14 protein-coding genes are annotated in these 15,975 nt (G+C 67.8%); 3 read left to right on the top strand and 11 right to left on the bottom strand.

All coding sequences use genetic code 11. The features are described from left to right. Positions 1-131: 131 nt before the first annotated feature. Positions 132-959 (bottom strand): aldo/keto reductase, encoded by an 828-nt coding sequence (locus OCW50_RS00925; RefSeq protein ID WP_262268455.1) that lies wholly within the window; start codon positions 957-959, stop codon positions 132-134. Between the two features lie 199 nt (positions 960-1,158). Between OCW50_RS00925 and OCW50_RS00930 the strand changes: the two genes are divergently transcribed. Beyond that, a complete protein-coding gene (locus tag OCW50_RS00930; protein WP_262296339.1) occupies positions 1,159-2,187 on the top strand; it encodes a flavodoxin family protein in 1,029 nt (342 codons plus the stop codon). A 57-nt stretch (positions 2,188-2,244) separates the two neighbouring features. On the opposite strand, the gene OCW50_RS00935 is transcribed toward OCW50_RS00930, so the two are convergent. The 3 genes from OCW50_RS00935 to OCW50_RS00945 are packed head-to-tail and all read right to left on the bottom strand — an operon-like array spanning position 2,245 to position 4,814. Then, positions 2,245-3,030 carry a MetQ/NlpA family ABC transporter substrate-binding protein gene (locus OCW50_RS00935; protein ID WP_262296113.1) on the bottom strand — a complete coding sequence of 262 codons (786 nt, stop codon included), beginning with the start codon at positions 3,028-3,030 and terminating at the stop codon, positions 2,245-2,247. A gap of 34 nt (positions 3,031-3,064) precedes the next feature. Next, positions 3,065-3,730 carry a methionine ABC transporter permease gene (locus OCW50_RS00940; RefSeq protein WP_262268457.1) on the bottom strand — a complete coding sequence of 222 codons (666 nt, stop codon included), beginning with the start codon at positions 3,728-3,730 and terminating at the stop codon, positions 3,065-3,067. Further along, positions 3,720-4,814, bottom strand: a complete 1,095-nt coding sequence (locus OCW50_RS00945) for a methionine ABC transporter ATP-binding protein (RefSeq protein ID WP_262296114.1) — start codon at positions 4,812-4,814, stop codon at positions 3,720-3,722. Before OCW50_RS00945 ends, OCW50_RS00940 begins: the two co-directional genes overlap by 11 nt. Before the next feature lie 261 nt (positions 4,815-5,075). Here OCW50_RS00945 and OCW50_RS00950 point away from each other — a divergent pair, with 261 nt between their 5' ends. Continuing rightward, a complete protein-coding gene (locus OCW50_RS00950) occupies positions 5,076-7,172 on the top strand; it encodes an ABC transporter ATP-binding protein/permease (RefSeq protein WP_262296115.1) in 2,097 nt (698 codons plus the stop codon). A gap of 143 nt (positions 7,173-7,315) precedes the next feature. Here the strand turns inward: OCW50_RS00950 and OCW50_RS00955 are convergent, their stop codons facing one another. From OCW50_RS00955 to OCW50_RS00985, 7 genes are all read right to left on the bottom strand, one after another. After that, entirely contained in the window at positions 7,316-7,798 is a 483-nt protein-coding gene (locus tag OCW50_RS00955; protein WP_262268459.1) for an META domain-containing protein, read from the bottom strand. Positions 7,799-7,900: 102 nt separating this feature from the next. After that, a complete protein-coding gene (gene hisG / locus OCW50_RS00960; protein ID WP_262268460.1) occupies positions 7,901-8,875 on the bottom strand; it encodes an ATP phosphoribosyltransferase in 975 nt (324 codons plus the stop codon). Next, complete coding sequence (locus OCW50_RS00965; protein WP_373371276.1) at positions 8,875-9,969, bottom strand: ATP phosphoribosyltransferase regulatory subunit; 1,095 nt, start codon at positions 9,967-9,969, stop codon at positions 8,875-8,877. The genes hisG and OCW50_RS00965 overlap by 1 nt, the downstream gene beginning before the upstream one ends. 248 nt (positions 9,970-10,217) lie before the next feature. Next, the gene (locus OCW50_RS00970; protein WP_262296116.1) at positions 10,218-10,661 is read right to left on the bottom strand and encodes a hypothetical protein; all 444 of its coding nucleotides are present in this window, start codon (positions 10,659-10,661) and stop codon (positions 10,218-10,220) included. Between the two features lie 70 nt (positions 10,662-10,731). Continuing rightward, positions 10,732-12,216, bottom strand: coding sequence for a histidine--tRNA ligase (gene hisS, locus OCW50_RS00975; RefSeq protein ID WP_262296117.1), 1,485 nt, complete (start codon positions 12,214-12,216; stop codon positions 10,732-10,734). Positions 12,217-12,707: 491 nt separating this feature from the next. Then, positions 12,708-14,057, bottom strand: coding sequence for an omega-aminotransferase AptA (gene aptA / locus OCW50_RS00980; protein WP_373371277.1), 1,350 nt, complete (start codon positions 14,055-14,057; stop codon positions 12,708-12,710). Between the two features lie 103 nt (positions 14,058-14,160). Further along, the gene (locus OCW50_RS00985) at positions 14,161-14,382 is read right to left on the bottom strand and encodes a heavy-metal-associated domain-containing protein (RefSeq protein ID WP_262268464.1); all 222 of its coding nucleotides are present in this window, start codon (positions 14,380-14,382) and stop codon (positions 14,161-14,163) included. A gap of 178 nt (positions 14,383-14,560) precedes the next feature. Between OCW50_RS00985 and OCW50_RS00990 the strand changes: the two genes are divergently transcribed. Beyond that, a complete protein-coding gene (locus tag OCW50_RS00990; protein WP_262296118.1) occupies positions 14,561-15,814 on the top strand; it encodes an EAL domain-containing protein in 1,254 nt (417 codons plus the stop codon). Positions 15,815-15,975: the final 161 nt, after the last annotated feature.

The raw sequence follows: 15,975 nt of genomic DNA on the forward strand, positions 1-15,975 counted from the left end.
GATTGGACTGGCCGGTGATGACGACGGGGTGACCATCGGGCCGAGCGATCAGGACAGGGGCCCGAACGATGCGCCGCTTAAGGATATGAGCATCGGACCCAGACGTGGTCCCACTGTTCACGTCCGATGCTCTAGCCGAACACGGCCGGATCCGGCCCGACGCGGCCGGAGGCGTCGTCGAGCGTCTCGATCGCACGCATGTCCTCGGCGGCGAGCTTGAAGTCGAACACGTCGATGTTCTCGCGCATGCGGGAGGGCGTGACGGATTTCGGAATCACCACGAGGCCGTTGTCGAGATGCCAGCGCAGGACGACCTGGGCGGGCGTCTTCCCGTATTTGCGGCCGATCGCCGTGAGGGTCTCGTCGCTCAGGAGGGTGCCCTGCCCGAGCGGGCTCCAGGATTCCGTCGCAATGCCGCTCTTCGCATGGAACGCGCGCAGTTCCGTCTGCTGGAAGCGCGGATGCAGCTCGATCTGGTTGACCGCCGGTGTCACGCCGCTCTCGTCGATCAGCTTCTGCAGATGCTGAACCATGAAGTTCGACACGCCGATGGATTTCGCGCGCCCGTCCTGCTTCAGCTTGATCAGCGCGCGCCACGTGTCGCGATAGGCCTCGCTGCCGGCCACGGGCCAATGGATGAGGTAGAGATCGACGTGGTCGAGCCCGAGGCGCGCCAGGCTTTCGTCGAAGGCGCGCAGGGTTTCGTCATAGCCGTGACGGTCGTTCCAGACCTTGGTGGTGATGAAGAGCTCCTCACGGGCCACGGGAGCGGCCTTGATGGCCTGTCCGACGCCTTCCTCATTGCCGTAGATGGCCGCCGTATCGATCGAGCGGTAGCCCGCCTTGATGGCCTCGCCGACGGCGCCGGCGGCTTCCTCGTTGGAGACCCGCCAGACGCCGTAGCCGAATTGCGGCATGGCGTTGCCATCGTTCAGGCGGACAGTGGGAATGGTCGACATGGGCTGCTCCATTGACAATGCGGCAGGAAGGTAGGGCCGATACGGAATAAGCAAATAGTGACCGCCATCGGCCGACGCCATGCCGGAACCGGCATGGGCACCCTGCGTTGCAAGCTTGACACGTCCTTCCCCTGCACAGGAGCCCTCCTTGTCCATTCCAGAAGCGCGCAAGGGGACTCCGGACCCGACCCTCGACGAGATGGAGTTCCGCAGACGGTTCCTCGAGCAGTTCCAGGATCCCGCCTTCGAGGCGCTGGAGGGAGTGCTGCAGCGGGTCGCCGATGCCGCCTGGGACGCCTACAGCCACCACCGGAAGAGCCCCAAGACCCGCAAGGCGGGACCCGGCTTCACCGATCCCGACTACGACCTCGCGGTCGACTGGATCGCCGCGAAGGACGCGATCGGCCGGGCCCAGGAGCGGCACGAGGACAAGGCCGGTCCGGCCCGCTTCCTTCTCATCTCGGCGTCGTCGCGCAGCGAGCACACCTGTCCCGGCGAGATGTCCAAGAGCTACCGTCTCGTGGAGATCGCCCATCAGGTCCTGGCCAGTGCCGGCAACACGGAGGTCGAGGTGCTCGAACTGAGCCGCCTCACCGCCGAGTACGGCCGTCACATCCATCCCTGCAAGGCCTGCTTCTCGACGGCGGCCGCTTTGTGCCACTGGCCCTGCTCCTGCTATCCCAACTACTCCCTCGGTCAGACGCACGACTGGATGAACGAGATCTATCCCAAATGGGTCGAGGCGCATGGGGTGATGATCATCACGCCGGTCAACTGGTATCAGGTCTCGTCGCCCTTGAAGCTGATGATGGACCGGCTCGTCTGCGCCGATGGCGGCAATCCGGACCCGACCTCGACCCAGGGCAAGAAGACGGACATCGCCAAGGGTCTCGAGCTGAAGGGCTGGGACTATCCCAAGCACCTGGCCGGCAGGCAGTTCTCCGTCATCGTCCACGGCGATGCCGAAGGGGCGGGGAGCGTCCGCCGCAGTCTCTCCGACTGGCTGCGCGCCATGGACCTGGAGCCCGCGGGCGCGGCCGCGGAGTTCGAGCGCTATATCGGCTACTGGAAGCCTTACGCCACCAGCCATGAGGAGCTCGACCGGGATCAGGCCGTTCAGGACGAGGTGCGCAACGCCGCCTGGACCCTGCTCGAGGCCGTCAAGGCGAAGCGGGACGGAAAGCTCGTCGCCGCCGGCGGGAACCTGAAGGAGCCGCGGCAGAAATAGCGCACGAAAAAGCCGGCCCGGATGGCCGGCTTCATGGCGCGTCGTCCAGGACGATGCCTACCAGCTCGTCAGAACCGAGCCCTTGAACTTCTCCTCGATGAACTGCTTCACCTCGGGCGTGTGGTAGCTCTCGACGAGAGCCTTCACCCAGGGCTTGTCCTTGTCTTCACTGCGCACGGCGATGAGGTTCACGTAGGGGCCCTTCGGGTTCTCGCGGGCGATGGGATCCTTCACCGGATCGAGGCCGCCCGCGGTCGCATAATTGGTGTTGATGACGGACGCATCCACGTCCTCGAGGACGCGCGGTCCCTGGGCGGCTTCGATCTCGACGAACTTGATCTTCTTCGGGTTGTCGGTGACGTCGATGGGCGTCGGCTTGAAGCCGACATTGTCCTTCAGCTTGATCAGACCCTTGTCCTGCAGCAGCAGAAGCGCCCGGCCGCCATTGGTCGGATCGTTCGGGATCGAGATCGTCGCGCCGTTCGGCAGGGCGTCGAGGCTCTTGTGCTTCTTGGAGTAGATGCCGATCGGGAAGTTCACGGTGAGCGCGACGCTTTCGATCTTGAAGCCGCGGTCGGCCACCTGGTTGTCGAGATAGGGCTGGTTCTGGAACGAATTCGCCTCGATGTCGCCGCCGGCGAGCGCCGTGTTGGGCACCACGTAGTCGGAGAACTCGACGATCTTGAGGTCGAGGCCCTTCTTGGCCGCGATAGGCTTCACGGCTTCGAGGATCTGCGCGTGCGGGCCGGGCGTGGCGCCGATGCGGATCGTCTGGGTCTGGGCCAGGGCCGGCAGGGCGGCAATCGAGAGAAGGGCGGCGAGGCCCAGCTTCTTCAGGTTCATCGGGTGACTCCTTGTGCGATGTTGTGTTCGATGATCAGGCGTGGCGGATTCGCTTGTTGAGGTGGCGTGCGAGGCGGTCGCCGATGCTCTGCACCGCCTGGACCAGCACGATGAGCACGACCACGACCGCGAGCATCATCTCGGGCATGAAGCGCTGATAGCCGTAGCGGATGCCGAGATCCCCCAGGCCGCCGCCGCCGACCGCGCCGACCATGGCCGAGAAGCCCAGCAGCGACACGACGGCGAGCGTCAGGCCGAGAACGATGCCGGGCAGGGCCTCGGGGATCAGCACCTTGCGCACGATCTGGAGCGGGCTCGCGCCGAAGGCGCGCGCGGCCTCGATCAGGCCCTGGTCCACTTCACGGATCGCGCCTTCGATGAGGCGCGCGATGAAGGGCGTGGCGGCGATCGTCAGCGGCACGATGGCGGCGTTCGTGCCGATGGAGGTGCCGGCGATCAGGCGCGTGAACGGGATGATCGCCACGACGAGGATGATGAAGGGGGTCGAGCGCGTGGCGTTGACGATGACGCCGAGCACCCGGTTGACCCAGGGGGCTGCGAACAATTCGCCCTTGCCGGACGTGGCGAGGAACACGCCGAGCGGCAGGCCGAAGAGCGTGGCGATGAGCGCCGAGACGGCGACCATGTAGAGGGTTTCGCCCGTGGAATTGGCGATGAGGCGGATCATCTCAGGCGACATGGCCGAGGACCTCCGTGTCGAGACCGTGCTTGTTCAGAAAGTCGAGGGTGGTGGCCAGCGATTGCTCGGGCACGCCGACCACGAGGGTGCCGAACGGGCGTCCTGCGATCTCGTCCACCGAGCCCGACAGGATGTTGGTCTCGATGCTGAGATCGCGCGCAAGCCGCGCGAGGACGGGGTCCGTCGCGTGGGGGCCGCGGAAGCCGATGCGCACGACCGCCTGGCTTCCGGGCGCCGCCTCGGCCGTGAGCCTGCTTTGCACGTAGGGCGGCAGGGCGCGGCCGGATTCGTCGGCGAGGAACGAGCGGGTCACCTCGTGCTGCGGCCGGGTGAAGACCTCGAACACGTCGCCCTGCTCGACGATGCGTCCGCCCTCGATCACCGCGACCTCGCGGGCGATGTTGCGGATCACCGCCATCTCGTGGGTGATGAGCAGGATGGTCAGGCCGAGTTCGTCGTTGATCCGGCCGAGCAGGTCGAGGATCGACCGGGTGGTTTCCGGGTCCAGAGCCGAGGTCGCCTCGTCCGACAGGAGAACCTTGGGCTTGGTGGCGAGCGCGCGGGCGATGCCGACGCGCTGCTTCTGGCCCCCCGAGAGTTCGGACGGATAGCGGTTGCGCTTGTCCGAGAGGCCGACGAGGGCCAGAAGCTCCTCCACGCGGGTCCCGATCTCGGCCTTGTCGTAGCCGGCCACCTCGAGGGGCAGGGCGATGTTCTGGGCCGCCGTGCGCGAGGAGAGCAGGTTGAAGTGCTGAAAGATCATGCCGATCGAGCGGCGGGCATGACGAAGCGCGGCTTCCGGCAGGGCCGCGATGTCGGCGCCGTCGACGATCACCTTGCCGGAGGAGGGCTTCTCGAGCCCGTTCACCAGGCGGATCAGGGTCGACTTGCCGGCGCCCGAACGGCCGATGACGCCCAGGATCGAACCCTGGGGGACGGCGAGATTGATCTCGCGAAGGGCCGTGACGGGCTGGTCGTCCCGTCCGGGAAACGTCTTGGACACCTTCTCCAGGCGCACGATGGGCTCCGCCGGGATCAGGCGCTGGGCAGTCTGGCCGCCGAGATAGCCGAGAGGGGCGTTCATGAAGTCGCCTTTGCAGTGACGTCGGGGATGTCGAAATGACACATGAAACATCCCGTTCTCTAAGTCAATTGTTTCGTTCGTTAAACAGGACAATCTGTTTTGCCGAACGCAATTGGCCATTTATGTGCCTGTTGCACTTCTCACAAGGCTGCTATCGCATGGGGAGGAGCGAAGTTCCTCCTTTCTTTCGCCACAAGCACGATTGATCCGGCTTCCGAGATGTCCACGGAGCCGGGAACGGGATCTCGGCAGGAGATGTGTATGATCAAGGCGAGCGTTGCGCTGGCACTCGTAGGTTTGGCCGTTCTTCTGGCGTCCCTGTCCGGGGCGGCCGAAGTTCCGTTCTACCTGCCCCTCTCGAGCCTCCTCCTGGCCGGGATCGTGTTCGCAGGCCGGACCATCCCGACCTTCCTGAAGATCTTCGTCGTGATGATCGCGGCGACCCATCTGGTGCTGGTGGCGCTGGTCGTCGGCGCCGCCACGGGGTTGATCACGGGCGATTACACCGGGTACGTGCCGCCGCCCTCTGCGGCGCTGGGCGCGACGGCCTTCGGGGCGATCATCTACGGGCTGTCCTACGTCCCGGTCGTGCGCACCATCTGCCGCATCACCGACCTTTATCTCGACTCGCAGGCGGACAGCGTGATCCGCATCCCCTTCCTCGGCCTCGTGCGGGCGCGGGAGGGCACCATCGGCATCGCGATGATCGGGATCCTCATCGCCATCAACCTCGCCCAGGTCGCGCTGAACGTCCGCCTCAGCTTCTTCTCGCGCGACATGTTCAACGCGCTCGAGGCCAAGGACGCGGCAGCCTTCTGGTATCAGCTCTTCGTCATCTTCACGCCGCTGGCGGCCGTGTTCGTGGCCATGGCCCTGACCGAGGTGCTGCTGCAGAACGTGCTCTCCATCCGCTGGCGCGCCTTCCTCAACACCTATTACCTTCGCGAGTGGCTCGGCGACGGAACGCATTACCGGATGCAGATCATGGGCCGCGGCGCGGACAACCCGGACCAGCGCATCTCGGAGGATCTGCGCAAGTTCGTCGAGAGCACCTATTCCCTGTCCGTCGGCCTGATGAATCAGGCCGCGACCCTGGTGTCGTTCGTGGCGATCCTCTGGACCATCTCGGCCGGCTTCACCTTCCCGGGGACGAGCGTGGAAGTGCCGGGTCTGCTCGTCTGGGTCTGCGCGGCCTACGCCATCCTCGGCACCTGGGTGACTCACCTCATCGGCCGGCCGCTGATCGCGCTCAACTTCGAACAGGAGCGCGTGGAGGCGAATTACCGCTTCTCCCTGGCGCGCCTGCGCGAATACACGGAGCAGGTCGCCCTTCTGTCCGGCGAGACGGCCGAGCGGGAAGGCCTCGGCCGGCGGTTCGGTCAGATCGTCGACAACTACATGCGGATCGTGTTCCGCCTCATCAAGCTGAACACCTTCACGTCGGCCTATTTCCAGGCCAACGTGGTGGTGCCCTACATCCTGACCGCGCCGTATTACTTCATCGGCAAGATCTCCCTCGGCCAGATGCAGCAGGTGGTCGGGGCGTTCTCGCGGGTGGAATCGGCGCTGACCTATTTCATCACGATCTATACCACGCTCGCCGACTACAAGGCCGTGCTCGACCGTCTCACCACCTTCGAGGGCGCGATCGCCTCGGCCCAGCGCGTCGGGGGCGAGAGCAAGCTGGCCGTCACCGAAGCGCCCGGGCGGGACCTGCGCCTGGAGGACCTGGACGTGCGTCTGCCCGACGGCAGCGCTCTGATGCATACGGACGGGCTGGCCTTCCACCCGGGCGAACGCACCCTGATGACCGGGCCGTCCGGCTCCGGCAAGTCCACCCTGTTCCGCGCCATTGCGGGCATCTGGCCCTTCGGCGAGGGGCAGGTGCTGGTCCCCGAGGGACAGACCATGATGCTCCTGCCGCAGCGGCCCTACATCCCCATCGGGACCCTGCGCGAGGCGGTGACCTATCCCGGCCGGGCGGAATCCTACGACGACGTCCAGATCGCCGAGGCCCTGCGCTCGGCCCGGCTGCCGCAGATCGCCGAGCGGCTCGACGACGACCGCAACTGGGCTCAAACCCTGTCGCTCGGCGAGCAGCAGCGCCTCGCCGTCGCCCGGGCGCTTCTCGCCAAGCCCGACTGGCTCTTCCTCGACGAGGCGACCGCCGCGCTCGACGAACCCACGGAAGGCGAGATCTATCGGATCATCAAGGACAAGCTGCCGGACACGACGGTGGTGTCCATCGGTCATCGCTCGACGCTCGCGGCCTACCACGACCGTCGGATCGACATGAAGAAGACCGATGGCGGCCTCTCGACCCCGGTCGATCTGCGCCAGGCCGAGCCCGCGGAATAGGAGAGGCTTTCAGCCATCCCCATGGCATCGCCGGCCTTGCCCCGGCCATGACGGGGTGGATGACACTCCGCGGCCGTCCGCCGGGTCCAGAAACGAAAACGGCCGGCTCGCGCCGGCCGTTGTCGTTCAAACCCGAGAGCAGGTTAAAGAGACCGCTCCAGGATCAGCCGTCCGCCGTTCTGGGTCTGGATGATCAGGTTGCGGCCCTGGATATCCCACTTGCCCGAGGAGCGGAGCGCCACGAGGAAGGCCTGCTCGATGGCCATGGCGGCCTTGTCGCAGCTCTTCTTCGTCAGGGCGAAGGGGCCGACCGCGAGACCCTGCTCGCGCAGGGGATAGGCCGCCGTGGCATAGGTGTTGCAGCCGCCGAAGCCCGTCGCCCGAAGCTGATCGTCGAGCTTGAAGCTCGGACGGTCTCCGGTGAACGGCTTGCCGTTCAGGCTCACGGCCACCCAGGAGGAGTTCAGGGGGAAGATCTTGCCGCCGTCTCCCGGCTGCGGCACCTTCGGATCCACCTGGCGCGTCGGGCCGACCGGCCGGCCGAGGGTCGTCGCTGCCGACTGGGCATGAGCTCCCGAGACGGCGGCGAGAGCCACCACAAATGTCGCAAGTCGAAGTGCGTTCATCGGAACCTCTTCACGCAAAAAACGCCCGGACCATAAGTGGCCTCGAGCCCCGAGGCAACGCCCAAGGTGATGTTGTCCTATCCATCCGTGAGGAAACATGCTTCAGCCAATTCGCCGCAGGAGGCGCTCGGTGAGGGCGTTGGTCGGACGGAACAGGTAGTCGAACGCCCGGACCGAGATGTCCTGGGCGCCGATGCCCTGGAGGGCCGCCACGATCTCGAACACCGTCGCGGCCCGGCAATGCAGCACGACCTCGCGGCCGAGTGCGTTGCCATAGGGGAGGGATGCGCCGTGATCCCTGGCCAGCGCCACGAGTGCCGCGCCCCGGGCCGGGTCGAGGGCCGCCCGCACCTCGCGGCTCGTTCTGGCCTCTTCCTCGGCGGCGATGCGCGTCAGAACGGCCGTGGCCGCAATCCGCGCCCGGTCCGTCCAGGGGGCGCGGGCCGAGGCCACCAGATTGGCCTCGGAGCGCAGCATCACCCCGTCGTCCAGGATCTTGAGGGCGTTGGCGGCCAGCGTCGCGCCTGTCGTGGTGATGTCGACGATCAGCTCCGCGGAGCCCGCGCCCGGGGCGCCCTCGGTGGCGCCGAGGCTCTCGACGATCCGGTAATCCGCCACGCCCTTCTCGGCGAAGAAGCGGCGGGTGAGGTTCACGTACTTGGTCGCCACCCGCATCTTGTAGCCGTGGCGGGCGCGAAGATCGGCCGCCACCTCGTCGAGGTCGGCCATGGTGCGCACGTCGATCCAGGCCTGCGGCACGGCGACGACCACGTTGGCATGGCCGAAACCCAGCGGGGTGAGCAGTTCGACGGCCTCGTCCGCGTCGGCGACCTGCTCGCGGATCAGGTCCTCGCCGGTGATGCCGAGATGGGCGGTGCCGCTGGCGAGCTGGCTCACGATCTCGGACGCCGACAGGAACGCGACCTCGACGTCCGGAACGCCCGCGAGCGTGCCGCGGTAGTCGCGCGCCCCGCGGGACTGGGTGAAGACGAGGCCGGCGCGGGCGAAGAACGCGGCGGCGTTCTCCTGCAGGCGTCCCTTGGACGGGACGGCCAGGATGAGAGGGGAATCGGTCATCAGGGTGTTCCCACGATACGGTCGAGCCAGAACGAGCAGCCCACCGCCGGGATCGGGGCTTCGGCTCCCAGATGTTCGAGCAGGCGGTCGTAGCGGCCGCCGCCCACCACGGGCTTGCCGTCGCCGCGGCGCGGGTCCTGCACTTCGAAGATGAACCCCGTGTAGTAATCGAGATTGCGCGCGAAGGTCGCGGAGAACGAGAAGGCGCTCACGTCGAGCCCCCGCGCGGCCATGAAGCCGGTGCGCTCCTCGAAGGTCGCGAGCGCGCCGCTGAGGTCGAGGCCGGCCTCCCTGGCGAGGCTCCGGACCGCGTGGGCCGCATGGTCCGGATCGCCCGCAACGGTGAGGTAGCGCTCCAGGATCTGCCGCGCCTCCTCGGCCAGGCCGGTCCGGTTCGCCGCGCGCGCCAGGAAGCGTTCGGCGATCTCGCCCGCGCTGCGTCCGCCGACACGGGCGATGCCGGCAATCGACAGGATGTCCTCCACGAAGGCCTTGGCCGCCTGGGGAGCCTGCCCCTCGATGGCCGCGAGCAGGCCCGCATGCTCCTGGGCGCCCGATCCGTCGGGCTCGCCGAGGCTCGCCAGCCCCTGGCCCGACACGATGGCGCGGATCACCCGGCGCTTGGCGGCCGGCGCCACTCCGAGGGCATCGATCAGCGCATGGAGAAGCCCCATGTCGCCGAGCTTGACGATCGGGGCGGGGCCGCCGAACTGCCTGAGCCCGTCCAGGGCCAGGGCGAGGATCTCCGCGTCGACGGCCGAGACATCCGGCCGGCCGATGGACTCGAGCCCCGCCTGCAGGAACTCGCCGCTTTCGCCCGGGCGCATCCGGAAGACCGGCCCGCCATAGGAATAGCCGGAGGGCTGGGCGCCATGGTGGAAGAGGTGCTGAAGGCAAACCGGGATCGTGTATTCGGGCCGCAGGCACAGCTCCGCCCCGGAGGCGTCCTGCGTCACGAACATGCGGCGCCGGATATCCTCGCCGGACAGGTCGATGAACACGTCCGCCGGCTGCAGCACCGGCGGCTCGATCCGCGCATAGCCCTCGCGCTCGAAGAGCGCGGTCAGCGCGACAATGGCATCCGTCTCCGTCACTGGTCTTGCCCAATCCTTGTATCGGCATGCTCTCTAGCAATGCCGGGCCGGGAAGGCGATTGTTTTCGACGGGAACGGTGAATGCCTGGGCGAGGATCCGGCATCGGCTGCGGAGGGGGATCCGTCCCTGCGCGCCCTCGCCGGGCCTGTTCCTGCGGTGCCGATCGCAATGACCCCGCGCTCGGACAGGCGGGATGGCCGGCACGAGGCCGGCCATGACGGGGTGAGACGGCGCGACGGTCCGGGGCTTACTGCTTGTCGGCGGGGTCGGACTTCGCCTTGCTGGTCCGGCTCTTGCTGGTGCCGCTGGAGCGCTGGACGTACTTGACCTTCTTGGGCTCCTGCTTGTCGCCTTCCTCTCCGACGAGGCTGGCGGGCAGGAAGTGGCGGGCGGCCTCCGTGACCACGCCGGCGACGGCGCCTGCCGCCGTCTGGGTCAGGTCGGCGCCCTGCGCGCCGGCATTCACCGCGGCGGCTCCGGCCTTCTTGGCGGTACGTGTCCTGGTCAGGGCGGCCGCCGCGGCACCGGCGGCCGCGATGAGCGCGTCGGCGAGAATCTCGCGGCCGAGATCCGTGTTGATCAGGTCCATGAGGCCGGACTTCTTGGCCGTCTTCGCCAGTTTGGTGCCGGCGCCTTTGCCGGATCCCTTCTTCGATTTCGCAGTGCTTTTCTTGTCCTTGTCCTTCGGCATCTTCATCTCCTGATGGTCAAGCTTGGGAGACAACCCCTATGAAACCACAGGGGTTCCCGAAAGGCCAAGCTTATCCGAAATGGCGGTCGAGAACCTCGCGCACCGCCCTGACGAGATCCGCCTCGGGCACGGAGAACTGGGCCGGACGGGCCGCTTTCCACTCCTCGTTCGACGCGATCGCCTGGGCCGCCTTGGCGCCCTCGATGAGGTCCTTGATCTCGACCTCGCCGCGCTCGCGCTCGTTGGAGCCCTGGATCACCACGCAGGGGCTGTGGCGCCGGTCGGCATATTTCATCTGCGCCTTCATGCCCGAGGAGCCGAGATAGAGCTCGGCCCGGACGCCCGCCTGGCGCAGGGTCGAGACCATGCGCTGGTAGGCGGCGATCTGGTCCCGATCCATGACGAGCACCACGACGGGTCCCGGCTTCTCGGCCCCGGACACGATGGGGCTCTTCACCATCTGCAGGGCCGAGAGGAGGCGGGAGACCCCGATGGAGAAGCCGGTCGCCGGCACCGGCTCGGAGCGGAAGCGGCCCACGAGGCCGTCATAGCGCCCGCCGCCGCCCACCGAGCCGAAGCGCACGGGGCGCCCGTCCTCGTCCTGGACCTGGAACGTCAGTTCCGCCTCGTAGACGGGTCCCGTATAGTATTCGAGGCCGCGCACCACGGAGGGGTCGATCGTCACCCGGTCCTCGTAGCCGGACGAGGCGACCAGAGCGGCGATCTCCGCCAGTTCGGTCGCGCCTTCGAGGCCGCGGTCCGATGTGCCGACCACCCGGCGCAGGTTCTCGACCGTCGCCGCGTTGTCGGCGCCCTTGGCGTCCGTGAAGGCGAGCACACGGGCGATGGCGTCGGGATCGAGGCCCGCGCCCTTCGTGAAGTCGCCGCTCTCGTCCTTGCGGCCGGCGCCGAGGAGCTGGCCGACGCCCTCCGGGCCGAGGCGGTCGAGCTTGTCGATGGCGCGCAGCACCGTCAGGCGCTGGCCCGCCTTGTCCTCGCCGCCGAGGCCGATGGCCTCGAGCACGCCGTCGAGCACCTTGCGGTTGTTGATCTTGATGATGAAGTCGCCGCGCTTGAGACCAAGCTTCTCCATGGTGTCGGCGGCCATCATGCAGATCTCGGCATCGGCCGCCACGGAGGCGGCCCCGACCGTGTCGGCGTCGAACTGCATGAACTGGCGGAAGCGCCCGGGACCCGGCTTCTCGTTGCGGAACACCCAGCCGACCCGGTAGCTTCGATAGGGCTTGGGCAGGGCGTCGAAATTCTCCGCCACGTAGCGGGCCAGCGGCGCGGTCAGGTCGTAGCGCAGGGACAGCCACTGCTCGTCGTCGTCCTGGAACGAGAACACGCCCTCGTTGGGTCGGTCCTGATCCGGCAGGAACTTGCCGAGAGCGTCGGTGTACTCGACGAAAGGCGTCTCGACGCCCTCGAAGCCGTAGAGCTCGTAGGACTCGCGGATCGCCGCGAGCATGCGCTCGGTGGCGGAAAGATCGGCAGGGGTGCGATCGGCAAAGCCGCGCGGGGCGCGGGCCTTGATCTTGTCGGCCTTGGACATGGTTTCTTACAGCAGCCGTTGGATTGGAAAGAGCGTGCTGCGGTCACTACTCCCTGGAGCGAGGCCGGGCAAGGGTTCTTGCCGGGCGGGCAGGGGCGGCGGTCACGGCGGGGCCCGCGTGGCGCATCGCGCTGCTTCGAGATGCCATGCCTTTCCGTGCCGAGCCGCCTGGTCCCTGTCATCACCGGGCTTGTCCCGGTGATCCCGATGCGGTGAGGCTCAGCGCTTGTCTTCATCGGGATGGCCGGGACAAGCCCGGCCATGACGTGCGGAGGGGTGTCATCACCGCCTCATACCACCCTCCCCGTCATCACCGGGCTCGTCCCGGTGATCTCGATTGTCTGAGGCGCCGCGCTTCTCCGTATCGGGATGGCCGGCACAAGGCCGGCCATGACGTGCGGAGGGTGGCCATGACGGGTCGATTGAACGCCCGGCGGGGAAGAACGAAAACGCTCGAGGCCGGCATGGGGCCGGCCTTGAGTCGACCGGGATCAGGCGACCGCCTTGATCACCTTGGTCAGCTTGTCGACGATCTCGCCGATCTGCTCCTCGGTGATGATGAGGGGCGGGGAGAGGGCGATGGTGTCGCCCGTGATGCGCATCATCAGGCCGTATTCCTGGAAGCCGCGGTCCATGGCCTCGAAGGCGCGCCTGCCGACAGCGTCCGGCCGGGATGCGAGGTCGATGGCGCCCACGAGGCCGATGGTGCGGATGTCGAGCACGTTCGGCAGGTCCTTCAGGGAATGGATCGCATCGGCCCAGACCGGCTCCAGCGCCTTGGCGCGCTCGAACAGCTTCTCGTCCCGGTAGATGTCCTGGGTGGCGAGGGCCGCCGCGCAGGCGAGCGGATGGCCCGAATAGGTGTAGCCGTGAAACAGTTCGATCATGTGGTCGGGGCCGTTCATGAAGGTGTTGTACAGGCCCTCGCGCACCAGCACGCCGCCCATGGGCACCGTGCCCGAATTCACCCCCTTGGCGAAGGTAATCATGTCGGGCACCACGCCGTAGCGCTCGGCCGCGAAGGCCGTGCCGAGGCGGCCGAAGCCCGAGATCACCTCGTCGAAGATGAGCAGGATGCCGTGCTTGTCGCAGATCTCGCGCAGGCGCTTGAGATAGCCCTTCGGCGGCGGCAGGACGCCCGTGGAGCCGGCCATCGGCTCGACGATCACGGCCGCGATGGTCGAGGCGTCGTGGAGGGCCACGATGCGCTCCAGCTCGTCGGCGAGATGCGCGCCCCATTCCGGCTCGCCCCGGGAGAAGGCCTGCTCGGCCCGGTTGTAGGTGTGCGGCAGATGGTCGACGCCCGCCAGCAGGCTGCCGAAGAACTGGCGGTTCTTGACGATGCCGCCGACCGAGATGCCGCCGAACCCGACGCCGTGATAGCCGCGCTCGCGCCCGATGAGGCGCGTCTTGCTGCCCTGGCCCTTCACGTTCCAGTAGGCGAGGGCCACCTTGAGCGCCGTGTCGACCGCCTCGGAGCCCGAGTTGCAGAAGAACACGTGGTTGAGATCGCCCGGCGCGAGCTGGGCGAGGCGCGACGCGAGGGCGAAGCCGCCCGCATGGCCGAACTGGAAGGCGGGCGAATAGTCGAGTTCCTGCGCCTGGGCCTGGATGGCCGCCGTGATCTCGTCGCGGTTATGGCCGGCATTGCAGCACCAGAGGCCGGCGGCGCCGTCGATCACCTCCCGGCCGTCCGGAGTGTAGTAGTACATGCCCTTGGCGCGGGCAATCATCCGGGGGCGCTGCTTGAAGGAGCGGTTGGCCGTGAACGGAAGCCACCAGGCATCCAGGTCGTTGGGTGCGACGAGGTCGTTGGCGGCTCTGGAGGTCTGTGCGGTCATCATGGTCCCCGATGGTGTCTGGCTGGCCGGGAACCTAGCAGCCGTTTCGGGGCGCCGCAAAAAGAACTTTGGGCGGAGCCATGAGCCTGGCGCAGCCCTCGGCTCAGCCCGTCATGGCGCGGGCTTCGTAGCCGGCGGCGTCGAGGGCGCGCGCCACCTCGACGCTCTGCGCCGTGGTGGTGACATGCACGCGGCCGTGATCGAGGTCCACGTCGACCCTCGCCCCGGGATCGAGGCGCTGGATCGCCCGGGTGACCGAATTGACGCATCCCTGGCAGGTCATTCCATCCACCTGCATGAGCAGGTCCTTGCGCGGTTCTTCCATCGGATCGGTCCTTTCATCGGCCCTGACGGGATGGCCGACATCATGGGCGGGCAACGCCGGAATGCGTAAAAATGTCCATTGCGGGAATGCGAAACTTGCCCCGCGAATCGCGCTGATTCATTGTCTGTTAACACACTGATTCGCGCATATTCGCCGAGCCAGGGGAGCGGGGGCACCCATGGTGACGAACAAGAAAAACACTTCAGTCCTGCGGGACAGGAAGGCGGCGCTGCTCGCCTTCGCGCCGGCCATCCTGACGGCTGCCGCCTCGGCCACCATGCCGATGGAGGCGGGGCTCGTCCTGCCGGTTTTCGGCTTTCTGGTCATGACCGTCTTCTTCGGTCTCGTCGTCCTGTGGTGGCAGGCCGAAGCGGAGCGGCAGGCGCTGGCGATGCGATTCGCGGGCGCTCCGGCGGACGGACAGGTTCCGCCTGCGCCGCTGGTCCTGCGTTCGCCGGGGCCGGCGGTCGGCCCGGCGGCCGTTCTGCGCGAACTGGCCCGGTCGGCCGACCCCGCGATGGAGCCGCCGCCGCAGGCCCGCCCCCAGGGGGTCCGCTTCCCCGAACCGTCCCTGCTGCCGTCGATGCGCAGCCCGTCGACCGAAGAGGTCGGCCGGATGAGGCTGGTGGCCCAGGCCTTCGAGGCCGACCGGATCGAGCTGCACCTGCAGCCGGTCGTATCTCTGCCGCAGCTCAAGATCCGCTTCTACGAGGCGCTGGCGCGGCTGCGCCTGGCCGATGGAACGCTCCTCGGGCCGGCGGACTTCCTGCCGATCCTCGAAGCCTCCGGACGCGCGGCGGATTTCGACCGCCGGGTCCTGATGCGTGCCATGGCGGTCGCGCGCCATCTCGTCGCCCGCGGCAGCGAAGCCATCGTGAGCGTGAACCTGACCGCCCATGCGGTCGCCGAGCCGGGCTTCCTGTGGTCGCTCGCGGGGCTCGTCGACGCCAGCCCGGACCTGCTCGGCAAGATCGTCCTGGAACTGCCCCAGCACAGCTGGCGCCACCTCGACGCCGATCACAGGGCTGCGCTCTCCGCCCTGCGCGAGCGGGGCGTTCCGTTCTCCCTCGACCGCGCCGCCGACCTGCGGTTCGATCCCGTGGCCCTGGGCGACCTCGGCATCCGCTTCATGAAGCTGCCGGCCGATCTCATGATCAAGGCGGCCGAGCAGACGGACGGCCGCTATGCCGGGCCGGAGCTGGACGTGCGCGACTTCGCCCCGGCCCTGCGCCGCCAGGGCATCCGGCTCATCGCCGAGCGGGTCGACCAGGACGGGATGGTTCCGGTCCTCTGCGATCTCGGCGTGCCGCTGGGGCAGGGCTTCGCCTTCGCGGCCCCGCGTCCGGTCAAGCCGGAGATCGCCGGCGACCAGGCGGCCCCGCAGCCCTTCGGCCTGGAGCCTGCGCCGGCCCTTCTGCGGCGCACCGGTTGACTTGAGCGGCGCAAGGGCCTACCCGCCCGGTCTCAGAGCACAAGCATCGCTCCTGACAGCGCATTCCACTGTCAGGAGCGATGCCGATTATCGAAGTGCACATCGTTCGGCGCGGTGCGGGGGGGGGGCGGGCGCGGGGGCCCCCGGGCCCGGCGGGTGTG

Origin of the sequence: Microvirga sesbaniae (genome assembly GCF_025460805.1) — a bacterium.
Classification (GTDB): Bacteria; Pseudomonadota; Alphaproteobacteria; order Rhizobiales; family Beijerinckiaceae; genus Microvirga; species Microvirga sesbaniae.

Bases quoted from the DNA above. Each gene is read 5' to 3' on its own strand.
- OCW50_RS00935 (WP_262296113.1), bottom strand. From the start codon at position 3,030: ATGAACCTGAAGAAGCTGGGCCTCGCCGCCCTTCTCTCGATTGCCGCC.
- OCW50_RS00930 (WP_262296339.1), top strand. From the start codon at position 1,159: ATGGAGTTCCGCAGACGGTTCCTCGAGCAGTTCCAGGATCCCGCCTTC.
- OCW50_RS00945 (WP_262296114.1), bottom strand. From the start codon at position 4,814: ATGAACGCCCCTCTCGGCTATCTCGGCGGCCAGACTGCCCAGCGCCTG.
- OCW50_RS00925 (WP_262268455.1), bottom strand. From the start codon at position 959: ATGTCGACCATTCCCACTGTCCGCCTGAACGATGGCAACGCCATGCCG.
- aptA (WP_373371277.1), bottom strand. From the start codon at position 14,057: ATGACCGCACAGACCTCCAGAGCCGCCAACGACCTCGTCGCACCCAAC.
- OCW50_RS00955 (WP_262268459.1), bottom strand. From the start codon at position 7,798: ATGAACGCACTTCGACTTGCGACATTTGTGGTGGCTCTCGCCGCCGTC.
- OCW50_RS00950 (WP_262296115.1), top strand. From the start codon at position 5,076: ATGATCAAGGCGAGCGTTGCGCTGGCACTCGTAGGTTTGGCCGTTCTT.
- OCW50_RS00985 (WP_262268464.1), bottom strand. From the start codon at position 14,382: ATGGAAGAACCGCGCAAGGACCTGCTCATGCAGGTGGATGGAATGACC.
- OCW50_RS00970 (WP_262296116.1), bottom strand. From the start codon at position 10,661: ATGCCGAAGGACAAGGACAAGAAAAGCACTGCGAAATCGAAGAAGGGA.
- hisG (WP_262268460.1), bottom strand. From the start codon at position 8,875: ATGACCGATTCCCCTCTCATCCTGGCCGTCCCGTCCAAGGGACGCCTG.
- OCW50_RS00940 (WP_262268457.1), bottom strand. From the start codon at position 3,730: ATGTCGCCTGAGATGATCCGCCTCATCGCCAATTCCACGGGCGAAACC.
- hisS (WP_262296117.1), bottom strand. From the start codon at position 12,216: ATGTCCAAGGCCGACAAGATCAAGGCCCGCGCCCCGCGCGGCTTTGCC.
- OCW50_RS00990 (WP_262296118.1), top strand. From the start codon at position 14,561: ATGGTGACGAACAAGAAAAACACTTCAGTCCTGCGGGACAGGAAGGCG.